Raw genomic sequence first — 14,828 nt, forward strand, 5'->3', positions numbered from 1 at the left:
GCAGAAGGAAGCCTAACGCATGACCCTGAAGACCGTTCCGGTCAACCCGGCGGGCTCTAGCGAACCTGATCTAGCAGGCGCTTGCATTCCAGGAGGTCGAACAGCGCCTCCTGCAGCAACGCGCGATTGTCACGGGAAAGTTTTGACGTGTCCGGCGGAACCGGACCTTCCTCGTCGGTCTTGCCTATACCGAAAAAACGACGGCTGGGTTTCACCCTCGGCTGGCCAACCAGCATTTCGTCGTCCGGGCCGCGCGGCTGCGCCGCTTGCGTCAGCGGTACCGTGTCGGCCTGTCGACGCTGCGAGATCGCCTCGACCGCCGCCATGTCGCCACTGCCGACGGCGATCAGAAACTGGTTGCCGTTCTCGCGCAACAGCTTCTGCACGCCCTTGATCGTATAGCCCTGGTCGTAGAGCATATGACGAATACCCTTGATCAGTTCGACGTCCTGCGGACGGTAGTAGCGGCGACCGCCGCCGCGCTTCATCGGCTTGATCTGGTTGAAACGCGTCTCCCAGAAGCGCAGCACGTGCTGCGGCAAATCCAGATCCTCCGCGACCTCGCTGATGGTGCGGAAAGCATCAGGGCTCTTGTCCATGGACGAATCCTCACGCTAGAGCATGATCGCAAAAGGCGGGAACCGGGTTCGGGCGACATCACGCTTAACAAAGAGAGCAGCTTTCCGTCCCGGCGGAACGGATCACACCCAAATACCGATCCGGCCTACCGAATCGCATCTTATTTCAGCGGTTTATGAAACAATATTCAAGCCCGGCGCAAAAGCAGGGTTCATTTTTCAACCGAAGCCTGGAGCATGATTCTTGGCAAAGGGGGATTGGGCGGCTACTTGCTACCCTTGGCTTTGCTGTTTTGATGGGAGCGCAGGATACGGTTCTTCAGTACGTTCGACGACTTGAAGGTCATCACCCGGCGCGGCAGGATCGGCACTTCCTCACCGGTCTTGGGATTGCGCCCGATGCGCTCGTTCTTGGAGCGGACGTGGAAGGTCGCGAAGGACGACAGCTTCACCGTCTCGCCGCGAACGATCGCCTCGCAGATCTCATTCAGCACCGCCTCGACAAGCTCGGCCGATTCAGTACGTGACAGCCCAACCTTGCGGTAAACGGCTTCGGCGAGGTCGGCGCGCGTAAGTGTCTTTCCCCCCATACGAACCGTCCCATCAGCTCAAAAACATAAATCGATACAAGCAACGGCAGAACCTAAGTAATTGATCCGTCAAGGTCAAGGACCCGAACCCGATAGTTCGGCACTTACCAGCGGAGCAGGACGGCACCCCAGGTGAAGCCGCCGCCCATCGCCTCGAGCAGTACCAGGTCACCCCTTCTGATGCGACCGTCGGCGACGGCTGCGGACAGTGCCAGCGGCACGGAAGCCGCCGAGGTATTACCGTGCAAATCGACGGTCACCACCACCTTCCGCTCCTCTATCCCAAGCTTTTTGGCCGAAGCGTCAATAATTCGTTTATTGGCTTGATGCGGCACGAACCAGTCGAGATCGGCGGCGCCGATGCCGGCCTGTGCGAACGTCGCCTCGATGACGTCGGTGATCATGCCGACCGCATGCTTGAACACTTCGCGGCCTTCCATCCTGAGGTGCCCGACGGTTCCGGTGGTCGACGGCCCACCGTCGACAAAAAGCTTGTCCTTGTGGATGCCGTCGGAGCGCAGGCTGGCCGCCAGAACGCCTCGGTCGGCGATGCCGCCTGCCCCCGTGCCTGCTTCCAGCACCATCGCGCCGGCGCCGTCGCCGAACAAAACGCAGGTCGAGCGGTCGTTCCAGTCGAGAATACGCGAAAATGTTTCCGAGCCGATCACCAGTACCCGTCTGGCCAAGCCGCCGCGGATATAGAGGTCCGCGGTCGTCACTGCATAGACGAAGCCGGAGCAGACCGCCTGCAGGTCGAAGGCAAAACCGTGGTGCATGCCGAGCCGGTTCTGGATCTCGACCGCGGTCGCGGGAAAGGTGTTGTTGGGCGTCGAGGTCGCCAGCACGATCAGGTCGATGTCGTCAGCCGTCAGGCCGGCACTGTCGAGGGCCGCGCGCGCTGCCGCCTCGCCCAGCGAGGCCGTCGTCTCGTCGTCGGCCGCAATGTGGCGCTGGCGAATGCCGCTGCGCTGGACGATCCACTCGTCCGACGTCTCGACCATGCCTTCGAAATCGGCATTCTTCATAATGCGGCGGGGCAGCGCGGCGCCCGTGCCGCGCACGACGGATCTGATCAATGCTCTTTCCTATTCCTTTGCGTCGATGACGACGTCGGATTTCCGGATTGTCTGGGCATTCGGATTGCGGGCATGGAACAGGTCGAGATCGGCTTCGATGCGGTCAAGCAGATTGTTGCGCACCATGTCGTAGCCAAGCTCGATCGCCGCCGCGAAGCCATCCGAATCAGCCCCGCCATGGCTCTTCACCACGATGCCGTTCAATCCGAGGAAGACGCCGCCATTGGAGCGGCCGACATCCATCTTCTCGCGCAGGCGATCGAAGGCGGTCTTGGCGAAGATATAGCCGATCCTGGCCATCAGCGTCCGGTTCATCGCCGCGCGCAGATAGCCGGCGATCTGCCTAACGGTGCCTTCCGCCGTCTTCAGCGCGATGTTGCCGGCAAATCCCTCGGTAACGACGACGTCGACACTGCCCTTGCCGATGTCGTCACCCTCGACAAAGCCATGGTAGTTCATCGAGGCCATGTTGGCCTCGCGCAACATACGACCCGCCTCCTTGACCTCTTCCTGACCCTTGATCTCCTCGACGCCGACATTGAGCAGCCCGACGCTCGGCCGTTCGATGCCGAAAACCGAGCGCGCCATGCCGGTGCCCAGAATGGCAAAGTCAACCAGTTGATGCGCATCCGCGCCAATGGTGGCGCCGACGTCCAGCACCACGCTCTCGCCGCGCAATGTAGGCCAGAGCGCCGCGATTGCCGGGCGATCGATGGTCGCCATGGTGCGAAGGCAGAATCTGGACATTGCCATCAGCGCGCCGGTATTGCCGGCCGAGATGCAGGCGTCGGCAGTGCCTGCCTTGACCGCCTCGACGGCCTTCCACATCGATGACTTCCAGCGGCCATGGCGCAGCGCCTGGCTCGGCTTGTCGTCCATCCGCACTGCGATCTCGCAGTGCACGAACTCACTCACTTCCGCCAGCTTGGGGAATTTGGCGAGTTCGGGCCGTACCACTTCTTCGCGCCCATAAATGACGAAGCGTATATCCGGACGGCGGGTGGCGACAGTCATGAGCGCCGGGATGACCACGCTTGGCCCGTGATCGCCGCCCATGGCATCGATGGAAATCCTGATCACGCGGTGTTCATCTCACGGTTGATTGGCCAGCGGGCTTGCCAAGGTGCGGGGCTCGCGAAGGTTCGGCGAAAATAACGGTTTTGGGCTGCCGCACAACCAACTTTTCTCAAATTGGGTCAGCCATCAGGATTTTCCCAACAGTGATCTGAGCTTTTGCTGGAATTCATTCTCCACAGGCTCGGCATCGCCGGCGGCCTCCAGCGATACACCCGGCTTGCGCGGATATGGATCGATCGCCAAGCCAAAGAACTGCTCGGCAAGCGCCCCGACGTCGATCGCATCGCCGGAAAAGGTTTCCGGGCTGTCCGGGCCTTCGGCGTCGAGCAGGATCTCACCGCCGCCGTCGAAACCTTGCCGCCCGAGCTTGGATTGCTCCGGCAGGAACAGCGCTTCGACCGGCTCGTCGATATGCGCCTCGACCGGGTCGAGGGTGACGATGCAGGCCTGCGTTATATCGGCCTCAACATGGCCGCTGACTTTCACCCCGTTGCGTTTCCAGGGCTCGACCAGGAGTTCGGCGCGATAGTTCTCGACCGAAAGCAGCTCGTGCTCGACGGCCAGCAGGGCGCGCTGGCCAGCGTCGGCATCGATCACCACCGGCAGCCCCTTTTGCGGCAGCCGGGCGACATTTGCCAGGAATGACACTGGGCTGTGGGTATCAGGGTATTTCATCTTCGCCTCCACTTCGCCACCTTCATCGGCCTGCCGTCGCTCAAGCGTTGGCCACGGGAAATGACACCGTTCCGGAAACGATCGATTCGGTCGGCTGTTCCGCGAGTTGCCTTGATGCATCGGCGGCATAGAGTGCCAGTTGCGACGCTTGCGGCCAGGCGCCGGCATCCGGCCTGACATTGCGGGCAAGGGCGACGGCGAGTGCATCATGGTCATTTCTTTGCAGCGCATCATCATAGGCGGCGGTACGGCCATAGAACATTTTCGCCAGTTTCCGCATTCGCTTCGGCACGCCGACGTCGCCAATGCCCAATTCACGCAACGAATGTTCGACATCCATGAAGAACTCGTCGATCAGCACCTGCGCAACCTCTGCCGCAGCACCGCCCTCGCCTCGCAACCGGTGCTGAAACAGGAACATGTGCAACGACAGCATCTCGAAGCGGCCGAGCGGCGTGTCCGGTACGTTCCAGGCGGAATAAAACACCGTTTGCCGCGCCGCCGCCACGATTTGTGCGTAAAGCGCCTCGGTGATGGCGCGGTTGGCATGTCGTTCGCGGCCAAAGAGGCGCTGGAACATTTGAGGGTGGTCTCCCGGGACCGTTTGTTGAAGTGGCCTTGTTGCATCGGCAAGCAAGCTGGTTTACCGGTTTTGCGGCCCAGCGCAAGTTGCGGCCAGCTTATGGAGTTGTAGTTGCGCGCGCTGAAATTCAAGTCGACTTTCCTGCCCAAGCCCGGCGGTGCGGTTTCGCTGCTGGTGATCGCTGCGGCACTTTCCGCCTGCAATTCGTCCAAGATGATCGGCGATCTCAATCCGAGCGAGACGCTGACGCAAGGCTACGTCATAGACCAGCAGGCGATCGACCTGGTGCCGGTCGGCTCAAGCCGCGAACAGGTGCTGCTGGCGCTCGGCACTCCCTCGACGAAGGCGACCTTCGATAACGAGGCCTTTTATTACATTTCGCAGACGCGCAAGCGCTATGTCGCCTTCGACAAGCCGCGGCTGGTCGACCAGCATGTGCTGGCGGTCTATTTTGGCGATGACGGGCGCGTCACCCAGATCGCCAATTACGGCTTGAAAGACGGCAAGGTGTTCGACTTCATCTCGCGCACCACGCCGACCGGCGGCAAGGACCAGAACTTCCTCAGCCAGATCATCAGTGGCGCCAGCAAGCTGGCGCCTGGTATTCCCGGCGCCAGCGGCGGCAGCACGCTCGGCGGCAGCTGATCCACCCGAGGGTGTCGGCTTCCTTCCATTCCTTTCGCTTCCCTGTAAGCGGCATATCTCAGGCAATGAAGAACCCGCGGGAGCGATCCCGCGGGTTTTGTTTTAAGGCCATAGCGGCCGAGCTTAGCCGTGCGCGAGAACGGCCAGCAACAGCAGCGCGACGATGTTGGTGATCTTGATCGCCGGGTTGACCGCTGGGCCGGCAGTATCCTTGTAGGGATCGCCGACCGTGTCGCCGGTCACCGAAGCCTTGTGCGCTTCGGAGCCCTTGATGTGCTTGAGGCCGTCCTTGTCGACGAAACCATCTTCGAACGACTTCTTGGCGTTGTCCCAGGCGCCGCCGCCGGAGGTCATCGAGATGGCGACGAACAGGCCGTTGACGATGACGCCGAGCAGCGAGGCGCCGAGCGCGGCAAAGGCGGATGCCTTCGAACCGGAGATCAGGAGGACGCCGAAATAGACCACCAGCGGCGCCAGCACCGGCAGCAATGACGGAACGATCATCTCCCGGATCGCTGCCTTGGTCAGAAGGTCGACGGCTCGCGCATAGTTCGGCTTCGAGGTGCCTGCCATGATGCCCGGATCCTCCCGGAACTGCTTGCGCACCTCCTGGACGATAGCACCCGCGGCGCGGCCGACGGCGGTCATGGCGATGCCGCCGAACAGATACGGGATCAGGCCACCGAAGATCAGGCCGGCGACGACGTAAGGATTGGAGAGGTCGAAGGAGACGTCGCCCATACCCTGGAAGTAGGGGTATTTGTCGCCATTGGCGGCAAAGAACTTCAGGTCGTTAGAGTAGGCCGCGAACAGCACCAGCGCGCCGAGGCCGGCCGAACCGATGGCGTAGCCCTTGGTTACCGCCTTGGTGGTGTTGCCGACAGCGTCGAGCGCGTCGGTTGACTGGCGCACTTCCTTGGGCAGGCCGGCCATTTCGGCAATGCCGCCGGCATTGTCGGTGACCGGGCCGAAGGCATCGAGCGCGACGATCATGCCGGCGAGGCCAAGCATCGTCGTCACCGCGATCGCCGTGCCGTAGAGGCCGGCGAGCTGGTATGTCGAGATGATGCCGCCGACGATGACGATCGCCGGTAACGCCGTCGCTTCCAGCGAGACCGCGAGGCCCTGGATGACATTGGTGCCGTGACCGGTGACCGAGGCCTGGGCGATGGAGTTCACCGGACGCTTGTTGGTGCCGGTATAATATTCGGTGATCACCACGATGAGTCCGGTCACCGCAAGGCCGACAAGGCCGCAGATGAACAGGTTCGTGCCGGTGATGGTCATGCCGGCGACGGTGCCGATCTCACCCCAGCCGATGCATGCCGAGGTGGCCACGGCAAGGCCGACAATTGACAGCAGGCCGGTGACGATCAGGCCCTTGTAGAGCGCGCCCATGATCGAGCCGCTGGAACCGAGCTTGACGAAGAAAGTGCCGACGATCGAGGTGAGAATGCAGGCGCCGCAGATGGCCAGCGGATAGAGCATGGCCGCGCCGAGAACGTCGGTGCCACCGAAGAAGATGGCGGCGAGGACCATGGTGGCGACCACGGTCACCGCATAGGTCTCGAACAGGTCGGCGGCCATGCCGGCGCAATCGCCGACATTGTCGCCGACGTTGTCGGCAATGGTGGCCGGATTGCGTGGATCGTCCTCGGGAATGCCGGCTTCAACCTTGCCGACAAGATCGCCGCCGACGTCGGCGCCCTTGGTGAAGATGCCGCCGCCGAGACGGGCGAAGATCGAGATCAGCGAGGCGCCGAAGCCGAGCGAAACAAGCGAGTCGATGACGACGCGATCGTTTGGCTGCAGACCCATGAACTGGGTCAGGATCAGGTAGTAGATCGAGACGCCGAGCAGGGCCAGGCCAGCAACCAGCATGCCAGTGATGGCGCCCGACTTGAAGGCGATCTCGAGGCCGGCAGCGAGGCTGTTGGAAGCCGCCTGCGCGGTACGCACATTAGCGCGCACCGAGACGTGCATGCCGATGAAGCCAGCGGCACCCGATAGAACGGCGCCGATCAGGAAGCCGATGGCGGCGGTGATCGAAAGCAGCCACCAGGCAAGCAGCAGGACCACGACGCCGACGATGGCGATGGTGGTGTACTGGCGCGCCAGATAAGCCTGAGCGCCTTCGCGGATGGCCGCGGAAATTTCCTGCATGCGTGCATTGCCCTGATCGGCCGCGAGGACCGAACGTGTCGCCCAGATGGCGTAAAGGACTGAAAGCAGACCGCAGGCGATGACAGCTGAAATTATGGTCATTGCCGAATTTTCCTCGATTGGTGGCCCAAAAGAACCCCTCCCCGGGCCGTTGAGACAGGGGACGAATTTTCCGCAACCGGAATCCGTCCCTTCGCAGCGGCTTATGCGAAACAGGGCTCGGAACGTCAAGATATTGTTCCGTTCCTGTCCGGCTTTCGCCCAAAAGATCCCGGGTTTCGCCCAAAAGGCTGGACGGCAGCGCCTGTCGACACTGCCATCCGGTTAGATCGGTTGAAATCGGCGAACAGTGGTCAGGCTTTACGCGGGTCGCCGTCCGGCTGGACGACGAAGACCAGCACCAGCAGCATGGTGATGTAGAATTTGAACGCCGCCTCCTGACCATTCCAAGTCGAAGACTGCCACATGGCGAACCACTCGCCGCCAACGACCATGAAGCCGAAATACCAAACGAGGAAGCCCATTGTGGCGGCAATGATGGCGAACTTCTTGGCATCGTTGAAAGCCTGTCCGCTGGCGTTGCGCGCCTGCCAGAGTTGCCAGGCGGCGATTAGGTAAAGCAGGCAGGTCAGCGCCTCGCCAATGATGATCAGCCAGTAGCCAGCCGTCCACAGCGACGGGTTGGTGATCGAGCGGTACATCAGTGCATTGCCGGGAAAGGTCGTGTCCATGCTCAGCACATGCTGGACAAAGGCGAAGTTTGAGCCGTAATCGGTGATGTTGCCGAAGGCGACGAGGAAGGCGAAAGCCGCCAGACACAAACACATGACGATCTTGGAGAAACGCGCGGTCATGGCAAGAACTCCTGCTGAAAGATCGGGGCATCGCACTCATCAATCGCCGAGTCCCGAAGATCGCGCAACGGGTGGGCCAGTGATCATCGTGCTCACAGCCATCGCGAGACATTATGCCGGCAAGCAAGACATTGCCGAGACTGTCGAAGCCCTCGATCTCGACAGTGATTGCGCGGTGGGCGACTTGGTCTCTGTGGTTAGAGCCGACACACAGCACGATTTCGCCATCATCCGCCGCCGCTGGATCACCGGCGAGACTGGCACAACGCTGGAACTGACGCTCGATCATCCGACGCGGTCGACCGGCCACTGAAAAAAGAGCGAACTTCGCCCCGAGACGCTACTCGGGCTCGCGTCCCATGCGCCGGGCGGTGTAGCGCTCGACCGCCGACAGCCCGTCATAGATCAGCACGGCAAGGGCGGCGACGATCAGGCCACCCTGCAGGATGAAGGCGAGGTTGTTCGACAGCAGGCCTGCGATGATCACCTCGCCCAGTGTCCTCGCCGCTACCGTCGAGCCGATGGTCGCGGTGGCGAGGCTGATCACCACCGACAGCCGGATACCACCGAGAATGATCGGCGCGCTGAGCGGCAGCTCGACCTTGACCAGTCTTTGCCAGCCGGTCATGCCGGCGCCACGCGCCGCCTCGACTACGTTGGCCGGCAGCGTCGTCAGGCCGGTCAGCGCATTCTCGAAGATCGGCAGCAGTCCGTAGAGAAACAGCGCAATCAGCGTCGGCTTTTCGCCGAAGCCGACGGCCGGCACGGCAAGCGCCAGCACCGCCACCGGCGGAAAGGTCTGGCCGATATTGACCAGGCTGCGCGACAGCGGCAGGAATTCGGCGCCGGCTGGCCTGGTGACCAGAATGGCGAGCGCGACCGCAACGACCGTCGCGGCAACGGTCGCGATCAGCACGGTCCGCAGATGCAGCAGCGTCAACGTCAAAAGGCTGCCCTGATTGTAGATTACCGGCGCGTTGTTCTCTGTCAGCGGCTTCAGCAGCGGTTCGAACCAGCCGGGATTGGTGACGAAGGCAATAAGCACCACCACCAGGGCAAGCCTGAGCAGCAAGGGAGGCCAGGCTTTCATGCAGGCCTCGCCGCGCGCTTAACCAGCCCGTCCACAGTGACGCGGCCAAGCGGCTTGCCGTCGGCATCTTTCACCGGAAGTGCCGGGCGGCCCGACCACAGGAGTTCGGCGAGCGCGTCGCGTTGGCTGGCGTCACCGGGGATCGCCTCGCCTTCGGCCGTGCCTTTTTCCACCGCGTCGCGCACCCGGCCAAGCGACAACAGCCGGAACGGTTTTTCACTGGCGCCAACCAGGGTCTCGACAAACGCGCTGGCCGGTTTCGCCAGTATCTCGGCCGGCGCGGCATATTGCACTACTTTGCCGCCATCCATCACCGCGATCTTGTCGCCCATGTGAACGGCCTCTTCCATGTCATGGGTGACGAGGATGATGGTGGTGCCGAAGCGTTTCTGGATCGCCAGCAGATCCTCCTGCGCCTTGTTGCGGATGATCGGATCGAGCGCGCCGAAGGGCTCATCCATCAACAGCACGTTGGGTTCCGCGGCAAGCGCCCGGGCGACGCCGACGCGCTGCTGCTGACCGCCGGAAAGCTCATGCGGATAGCGTGGCCCGTAGGCTTGCGGGTCGAGCTGGTATAGCGTCATCAGCTCGTCGACGCGGGCCTTGATGCGGTTGGCGTCCCAGCCGAGCAATACCGGCACAGTGGCGATGTTCTGCGCCACCGTGCGATGCGGAAACAGCCCGTGGCCCTGGATGGCATAGCCTATGCTGCGGCGCAGCTCATAATCCGGCACCGAGCGGTTGTCGACGCCATCGAGCTTGATCACGCCCGATGTCGGCTCGACCAGCCGGTTGATCATGCGAAGCAGCGTCGTCTTGCCGGAGCCGGAGGTGCCGACGATGACGGCGATGCTGCGCGGCTCGATTACTATCGACACGTCGTCGACGACTGTCGTCTCGCCGAAGCGCTTGGTGACGCTTTCGATCTCGATCATGCCGTTTCAACCCTGCGCTTGCTGGCGCTCATTTCGATCACTGCATCGAGGATGATGGCAGCGGCGAAGGCCAGCACCACCGTCGGCACGGCACCGAGCAGCACCAGGTCCATCGCCGTCTGGCCGACCCCTTGGAATACGAACACGCCAAAGCCGCCGCCGCCGATCAACGCGGCAATCGTGGCGAGGCCGATATTCTGCACCAGCACGATGCGGATGCCGGTGAGGATCACCGGGAAGGCCAGCGGAAACTCGACGCCGAACAGCCGCTGGCGGTCGGTCATGCCCATGCCGCGCGCTGCGTCGTTGGCGGCACGCGGCACACCGGCAAGGCCGACCACGGTGTTGGCCACTACCGGCAGCAGTGAATAGAGGAACAAAGCGACGAAAGCCGGCGCTGTACCGATGCCGCGAATGCCGAGCGCGGCAGCACCCGGCACATGCGAAGCGACCCAGCCGAGCGGTGCAATCAAGAGGCCGAACAGCGCGATCGAAGGAATGGTCTGGATGATGTTCAGCACGTTGAGCACGCCGGCCCGCAATTTCTCGACGCGATGGCAGAGGATGCCGAGCGGCAGGCCGATAATCACCGCTGCCGCCAGCGAACCCAGCGCCAGCGTCACGTGCTTGGAGCCTTCCGCCCAAAAACTATCGGCGCGATTGAAATATTCCTTGAGGATCGACAGGCTGTTCCAGCTTCCCGAGACGAGCAGCAGCCCGATCGCCGCGGCGGCGACAACAAGCACGCCGATCCGTGCCTGCGGCGACAGGTTCAGCCGCGTAAGCACGTCGGCGAGCAGAAGCGTGAAGGCGAAGATAAGCAGCCAAAAGCCCGAAGCCGGCGAGATACGGGCGAAGGTGTTGCCGGCGGGTGTCAGGAAACTGCCGGCGACGCCGATCAGCAGCGCCAGCGCTGCAAGCGCAACCACACTGGCGGCGAGGCGCAGAGCAAGCGGCGTTTTCAGCAGCGCAATGAGCGCCGCTGCGACGACAATCGCCATCAACAGCGGACCGACCGTCGCAGGCAAAGATTCGAGGATCGAGCGCGCCTCGCCGGGTACGATGCGATTGGCGCGGAAGGTGGCGAATGGCGCCGCAAAAGCCGCATAGGCCGATATCGCCGCGATGACCACGCCGAGCTTGTCGAACCGGATGCGCACGCCCTCCCCCATCGGCCGATCCGGCGCACCTCGAAAGCGGAGCGCCGGAATCGCCTTACTTCAGGAAGCCGTTCTTTTTCAAAAAGTCCTCGGCGACGCCCTTGACCGGCTCGCCGCCAACCTGCACGCGACCATTCAACTCCTGCAACGTGACGAGATCGAGCTTGGCGAACACCGGCTTCAGCAGCGTCTCGATCTCCGGATGCTCCTTCAGCACCGCCTCGCGGATGATCGGCGCCGGCTGGTAGACCGGCTGCACACCCTTGTCGTCCTCAAGCACGACGAGGCCGGAGGGCGCGATGCCGCCGTCGGTGCCATAGACCATGGCGGCGTTGGCGCCGTTGGTCTGGTTGGCTGCGGCTGCAATTGTCGCCGCCGTGTCGCCGCCCGACAGCGTGATCAACTGGTCCGGCTTCAGCGTGAAGCCATAGGTCTTCTGGAAAGCGGGCAGCGCGGCCGCCGAATTGACGAACTCGGCGGAGGCCGCCAGCACCACCTTGCCGCCGCCCGAGACATATTTGCCGAAGTCGGAAAGGGTGACGAGCTTATTGGTATCGGCGACCTCCTTGCGCAGGGCCATCGCCCAAGTATTGTTCGCCGGTGACGGTGACAGCCAGACGATCTTGTTGGCGTCGTAGTCGAGCTTCTTGGCAGTCTCGTAGGCCTTGGCGGCGTCTTTCCACACCGGATCGTCGGCCTTCTCGAAGAAGAAGGCGGCGTTGCCGGTGTATTCCGGATAGATGTCGATCTCGCCGGCTGTAATCGCCTTGCGTACCACAGGTGTGCCGCCGAGTTGGATGCGGTCGGCGGTCTGGATATTGTTGGCGTTCAGCACCAGTTGGATGATATTGCCGAGCACGCCGCCCTCGGTGTCGATCTTCGACGACACCACCACCTGGGCACTCGCCGAGGCCAACGCAACTCCGAGCGCCAGTACAGCGCCGGCCAGAACCTTGATTGAAAACATCTCACAAATCCCTTGCTGTGAACCGGAATACGGCTGCCGCATATGAGCATGGCTTCGATGCCCCGTCGGGGTACACGGTTTCATAAGAAAGGGGATGGGCGCAATAATTTTGTTCGGATGCGAGTGACTCCGCCGTTGCCTCGTCCCGACAGCGTGACGTCAGCTGGCCGCGCGCAAGCCCGTCATCTTCAACACGCCCAGTGCCACGAAGCACAGCACGACGACCGGGAAAATCATCCAGTTCAACATCTCCCAGCCCCAGGCATTGTAGACCGCCCCCGACATCAGCGAGGCGAAGGCGACGGAGCCGAACAGGACGAAATCGTGAAACCCCTGGACCTTGCCTTTTTCGGATGACTGGTAGCTGTCGGCCACCATGGCGGTGGCACCGATGAAGCTGAAGTTCCAGCCAAGGCCGAGCAGGATCAGCGCCGTCCAGAACTGCCACAGTGCCAACCCTGACAGCGCCACTGTGGCGCAGCCAATCAGCAGCACCAGGCCGATCGCCACGATCCGCTCAGCGCCGAAGCGATAGATCAGCGACCCCGTGAAGAAGCTCGGCGCGAACATCGCCATCACATGCCAGGAAATGCCGAGCGTGGCGTCGTCGGTCGAAAGGCCGCAGCCGACCATGGCCAGCGGCGCGCCCGTCATGACGAAGCTCATCAGCGCGTAGCTGCCGACGGCGCAAAACAGCGCTGCGACGAAGCGCGGCCTGGTGACGATTTCCGAGAGCGGCCGGGCGTCGCTGTCGGCGATTTCCACCTTGTCGGTTGCCTTGGCCGGGATGCGCAACAAAGAGAGAATGGCGGCGCCGACCGCCGCCAGCACCAGGATGGACGCAAACGAGCCGGCAAACTTCACCGGCGAGAACAGGTCGCCGGTGAAGATGACGATCTGCGGTCCAAGGATGGCGGTGACGATGCCGCCGGCCAGCACGAAGGAGATGGCGCGCGCCTTGAATTCAGGCGGCGCATTGTCGGCGGCGGCAAAGCGGAACTGCTGGACGAAGGCGCCTCCGATGCCGATCACGGCCAAGCCGAAAGCGAATAGCCAGAAGCTGGCATGAAACAGCGCCAGCGTGGCGACCAGCCCGCCAAGCGCCGTGACCGCTGTGCCGGTCATGAAGCCGTCGCGCTGGCCGAGCCGGCGGATGATCGCCGCGGCCGGCAAGGAACCGAGCGCCACGCCGACATTGAAACCGGTGATCGGCGCGGTTGCCAGCGACTTGTCAGCATCGAGCAGGTACTGCCCCGCCAATCCGCCCATGGAAATGGCGATGGGTGCGGCCGAGCCGATGATCGCCTGCGAGGCTGCGAGGATGAAGGCGGTGCGACGCGCTTCCTTGCCCGCCCCAACGGCGACGATAGCAGTCATGAGGCGTCCTTGCCGCGGCCCTCGCCACGCACCCGGCGCGACACGCGATCAAGCACCGCATTGACCAGTTTCGGCTCGTCTTCCTCGTAAAATGCCTTGGCGATGTCGACATATTCGGAGACGATAACCGCCACCGGCACGTCCTCGCGCTGCATCAGCTCGTAGACGCCGGCGCGCAATATGGCGCGCAATGTAGAATCGAGCCTCGACAGAGGCCAGTCCTCGGTCAGCGCCTGTCGGATGACTGGATCGATGGTCTTCTGGTGCTCGACAACGCCGGCAAGAATGGCGCGAAACCATTGCGCGTCGGCCTCGCGATAGAGCGCGCCGTCGACTTCCTTGCCGAGCCTGAACGCCTCGTACTCGGCGGTGATCTCGAAGACGCCGCTGCCGGCGACATCCATCTGGTAGAGCGCCTGCACGGCGGCCAGACGGGCAGCACCGCGCTTGTTGGCGTGGCGCACCGTGGGCTGGCCGGGCGAAGCGGGTTCGCTCACGAGGGCGCTCCCAGCTGTTCCTTTAGAGCGATCATGGTCAGCGCCGCACGCGCCGCAAAGCCGCCCTTGTCGCCTTCCGAACGCCTGGCCCGTGTCCAGGCCTGTTCGTCGTTTTCGGTGGTCAGGATGCCGTTGCCGATGCAGACCGCATCCTGCACGGACAGGTCCATCAGGGCACGGCTGGATTCATTGGCGACGATATCGAAATGATAGGTGTCGCCGCGGACCACCGTGCCGAGGGCGACGAAGCCGTCATAGTTCGTCCCGCCTTCGGAGGCACCGTCGAGCGCGAAGGAAATCACCGCCGGGATTTCGAGCGAGCCCGGAACGGTGACGACATCGTATGTCGCGCCCGCTTCCTCGAGGGCCTTTGTCGCGCCTTCGAGCAACGCGTCGGCAAGGTCGTCGTGAAAGCGCGCCTCGATGACAAGAACGTGGGCCTTCTTCTTCGGACGGATGAACGCTTTGCCGTGTTGGGATGTGCCTGCCATAGATGTCTCCGGGGATCGCCGGTGACTTAGGCCGAAGCCGGTTTGATCGCAAGCGGAAGATTGCCGAAGG

The 14,828-nt window shown here is 62.8% G+C and carries 17 protein-coding genes; 2 read left to right on the forward strand and 15 right to left on the reverse strand.

Features of this window, described 5'->3' with window-relative positions:
• Nucleotides 1-56 precede the first annotated feature (56 nt).
• The 6 genes from NKH67_RS11960 to NKH67_RS11985 all read right to left on the reverse strand — a co-directional run bounded on the left by NKH67_RS11960 (nt 57) and on the right by NKH67_RS11985 (nt 4,576).
• Entirely contained in the window at nt 57-599 is a 543-nt protein-coding gene (locus NKH67_RS11960; protein WP_023674511.1) for a MerR family transcriptional regulator, read from the reverse strand.
• Nucleotides 600-844: 245 nt separating this feature from the next.
• On the reverse strand, nt 845-1,168 hold the full coding sequence (locus NKH67_RS11965) for an integration host factor subunit alpha (protein WP_023717292.1): 324 nt from the start codon (nt 1,166-1,168) through the stop codon (nt 845-847).
• A gap of 104 nt (nt 1,169-1,272) precedes the next feature.
• On the reverse strand, nt 1,273-2,244 hold the full coding sequence (locus NKH67_RS11970; RefSeq protein WP_352501525.1) for a beta-ketoacyl-ACP synthase III: 972 nt from the start codon (nt 2,242-2,244) through the stop codon (nt 1,273-1,275).
• Nucleotides 2,245-2,253: 9 nt separating this feature from the next.
• Nucleotides 2,254-3,324: a phosphate acyltransferase PlsX gene (gene plsX, locus NKH67_RS11975; RefSeq protein ID WP_352472001.1), complete on the reverse strand. Its 1,071-nt coding sequence runs from the start codon at nt 3,322-3,324 to the stop codon at nt 2,254-2,256.
• Nucleotides 3,325-3,447: 123 nt separating this feature from the next.
• The gene (locus tag NKH67_RS11980) at nt 3,448-3,996 is read right to left on the reverse strand and encodes a YceD family protein (protein ID WP_352501524.1); all 549 of its coding nucleotides are present in this window, start codon (nt 3,994-3,996) and stop codon (nt 3,448-3,450) included.
• Nucleotides 3,997-4,036: 40 nt separating this feature from the next.
• Nucleotides 4,037-4,576, reverse strand: coding sequence for a ubiquinol-cytochrome C chaperone family protein (locus NKH67_RS11985; RefSeq protein WP_352501523.1), 540 nt, complete (start codon nt 4,574-4,576; stop codon nt 4,037-4,039).
• 114 nt (nt 4,577-4,690) lie between these two features.
• Here NKH67_RS11985 and NKH67_RS11990 point away from each other — a divergent pair, with 114 nt between their 5' ends.
• Nucleotides 4,691-5,224 (forward strand): outer membrane protein assembly factor BamE, encoded by a 534-nt coding sequence (locus NKH67_RS11990; protein ID WP_352472003.1) that lies wholly within the window; start codon nt 4,691-4,693, stop codon nt 5,222-5,224.
• A gap of 123 nt (nt 5,225-5,347) precedes the next feature.
• On the opposite strand, the gene NKH67_RS11995 is transcribed toward NKH67_RS11990, so the two are convergent.
• On the reverse strand, nt 5,348-7,489 hold the full coding sequence (locus NKH67_RS11995) for a sodium-translocating pyrophosphatase (protein ID WP_352501522.1): 2,142 nt from the start codon (nt 7,487-7,489) through the stop codon (nt 5,348-5,350).
• A 251-nt stretch (nt 7,490-7,740) separates the two neighbouring features.
• On the reverse strand, nt 7,741-8,241 hold the full coding sequence (locus NKH67_RS12000; RefSeq protein ID WP_352472005.1) for a DUF2165 family protein: 501 nt from the start codon (nt 8,239-8,241) through the stop codon (nt 7,741-7,743).
• Between the two features lie 79 nt (nt 8,242-8,320).
• Here NKH67_RS12000 and NKH67_RS12005 point away from each other — a divergent pair, with 79 nt between their 5' ends.
• The gene (locus NKH67_RS12005; protein ID WP_023674502.1) at nt 8,321-8,554 is read left to right on the forward strand and encodes a hypothetical protein; all 234 of its coding nucleotides are present in this window, start codon (nt 8,321-8,323) and stop codon (nt 8,552-8,554) included.
• A 27-nt stretch (nt 8,555-8,581) separates the two neighbouring features.
• Here the strand turns inward: NKH67_RS12005 and NKH67_RS12010 are convergent, their stop codons facing one another.
• The 7 genes from NKH67_RS12010 to ribH form a co-directional block, all read right to left on the reverse strand.
• Complete coding sequence (locus tag NKH67_RS12010) at nt 8,582-9,331, reverse strand: ABC transporter permease (protein WP_352501521.1); 750 nt, start codon at nt 9,329-9,331, stop codon at nt 8,582-8,584.
• Nucleotides 9,328-10,266: an ABC transporter ATP-binding protein gene (locus NKH67_RS12015; protein WP_352501520.1), complete on the reverse strand. Its 939-nt coding sequence runs from the start codon at nt 10,264-10,266 to the stop codon at nt 9,328-9,330. Before NKH67_RS12015 ends, NKH67_RS12010 begins: the two co-directional genes overlap by 4 nt.
• Nucleotides 10,263-11,438, reverse strand: coding sequence for an ABC transporter permease (locus tag NKH67_RS12020; protein WP_352501519.1), 1,176 nt, complete (start codon nt 11,436-11,438; stop codon nt 10,263-10,265). The genes NKH67_RS12015 and NKH67_RS12020 overlap by 4 nt, the downstream gene beginning before the upstream one ends.
• A gap of 43 nt (nt 11,439-11,481) precedes the next feature.
• A complete protein-coding gene (gene osmF, locus NKH67_RS12025; protein WP_352501518.1) occupies nt 11,482-12,393 on the reverse strand; it encodes a glycine betaine ABC transporter substrate-binding protein OsmF in 912 nt (303 codons plus the stop codon).
• A 159-nt stretch (nt 12,394-12,552) separates the two neighbouring features.
• Entirely contained in the window at nt 12,553-13,770 is a 1,218-nt protein-coding gene (locus NKH67_RS12030; protein WP_352501517.1) for an MFS transporter, read from the reverse strand.
• Nucleotides 13,767-14,267: a transcription antitermination factor NusB gene (gene nusB / locus NKH67_RS12035; protein ID WP_023674496.1), complete on the reverse strand. Its 501-nt coding sequence runs from the start codon at nt 14,265-14,267 to the stop codon at nt 13,767-13,769. The genes NKH67_RS12030 and nusB overlap by 4 nt, the downstream gene beginning before the upstream one ends.
• Nucleotides 14,264-14,758 carry a 6,7-dimethyl-8-ribityllumazine synthase gene (gene ribH / locus NKH67_RS12040; RefSeq protein WP_352501516.1) on the reverse strand — a complete coding sequence of 165 codons (495 nt, stop codon included), beginning with the start codon at nt 14,756-14,758 and terminating at the stop codon, nt 14,264-14,266. The genes nusB and ribH overlap by 4 nt, the downstream gene beginning before the upstream one ends.
• Between the last annotated feature and the right edge of the window lie 70 nt (nt 14,759-14,828).

The sequence above is a fragment of the Mesorhizobium sp. M0968 genome (genome assembly GCF_040319065.1).
Lineage (GTDB): Bacteria > Pseudomonadota > Alphaproteobacteria > Rhizobiales > Rhizobiaceae > Mesorhizobium.

Coding starts and splice junctions, on each gene's coding strand:
- NKH67_RS11960 (WP_023674511.1), bottom strand. CDS start 599: ATGGACAAGAGCCCTGATGCTTTCCGCACCATCAGCGAGGTCGCGGAG.
- NKH67_RS11965 (WP_023717292.1), bottom strand. CDS start 1,168: ATGGGGGGAAAGACACTTACGCGCGCCGACCTCGCCGAAGCCGTTTAC.
- NKH67_RS11980 (WP_352501524.1), bottom strand. CDS start 3,996: ATGAAATACCCTGATACCCACAGCCCAGTGTCATTCCTGGCAAATGTC.
- NKH67_RS11985 (WP_352501523.1), bottom strand. CDS start 4,576: ATGTTCCAGCGCCTCTTTGGCCGCGAACGACATGCCAACCGCGCCATC.
- NKH67_RS11995 (WP_352501522.1), bottom strand. CDS start 7,489: ATGACCATAATTTCAGCTGTCATCGCCTGCGGTCTGCTTTCAGTCCTT.
- NKH67_RS12000 (WP_352472005.1), bottom strand. CDS start 8,241: ATGACCGCGCGTTTCTCCAAGATCGTCATGTGTTTGTGTCTGGCGGCT.
- NKH67_RS12010 (WP_352501521.1), bottom strand. CDS start 9,331: ATGAAAGCCTGGCCTCCCTTGCTGCTCAGGCTTGCCCTGGTGGTGGTG.
- NKH67_RS12015 (WP_352501520.1), bottom strand. CDS start 10,266: ATGATCGAGATCGAAAGCGTCACCAAGCGCTTCGGCGAGACGACAGTC.
- NKH67_RS12020 (WP_352501519.1), bottom strand. CDS start 11,438: ATGGGGGAGGGCGTGCGCATCCGGTTCGACAAGCTCGGCGTGGTCATC.
- osmF (WP_352501518.1), bottom strand. CDS start 12,393: ATGTTTTCAATCAAGGTTCTGGCCGGCGCTGTACTGGCGCTCGGAGTT.
- NKH67_RS12030 (WP_352501517.1), bottom strand. CDS start 13,770: ATGACTGCTATCGTCGCCGTTGGGGCGGGCAAGGAAGCGCGTCGCACC.
- ribH (WP_352501516.1), bottom strand. CDS start 14,758: ATGGCAGGCACATCCCAACACGGCAAAGCGTTCATCCGTCCGAAGAAG.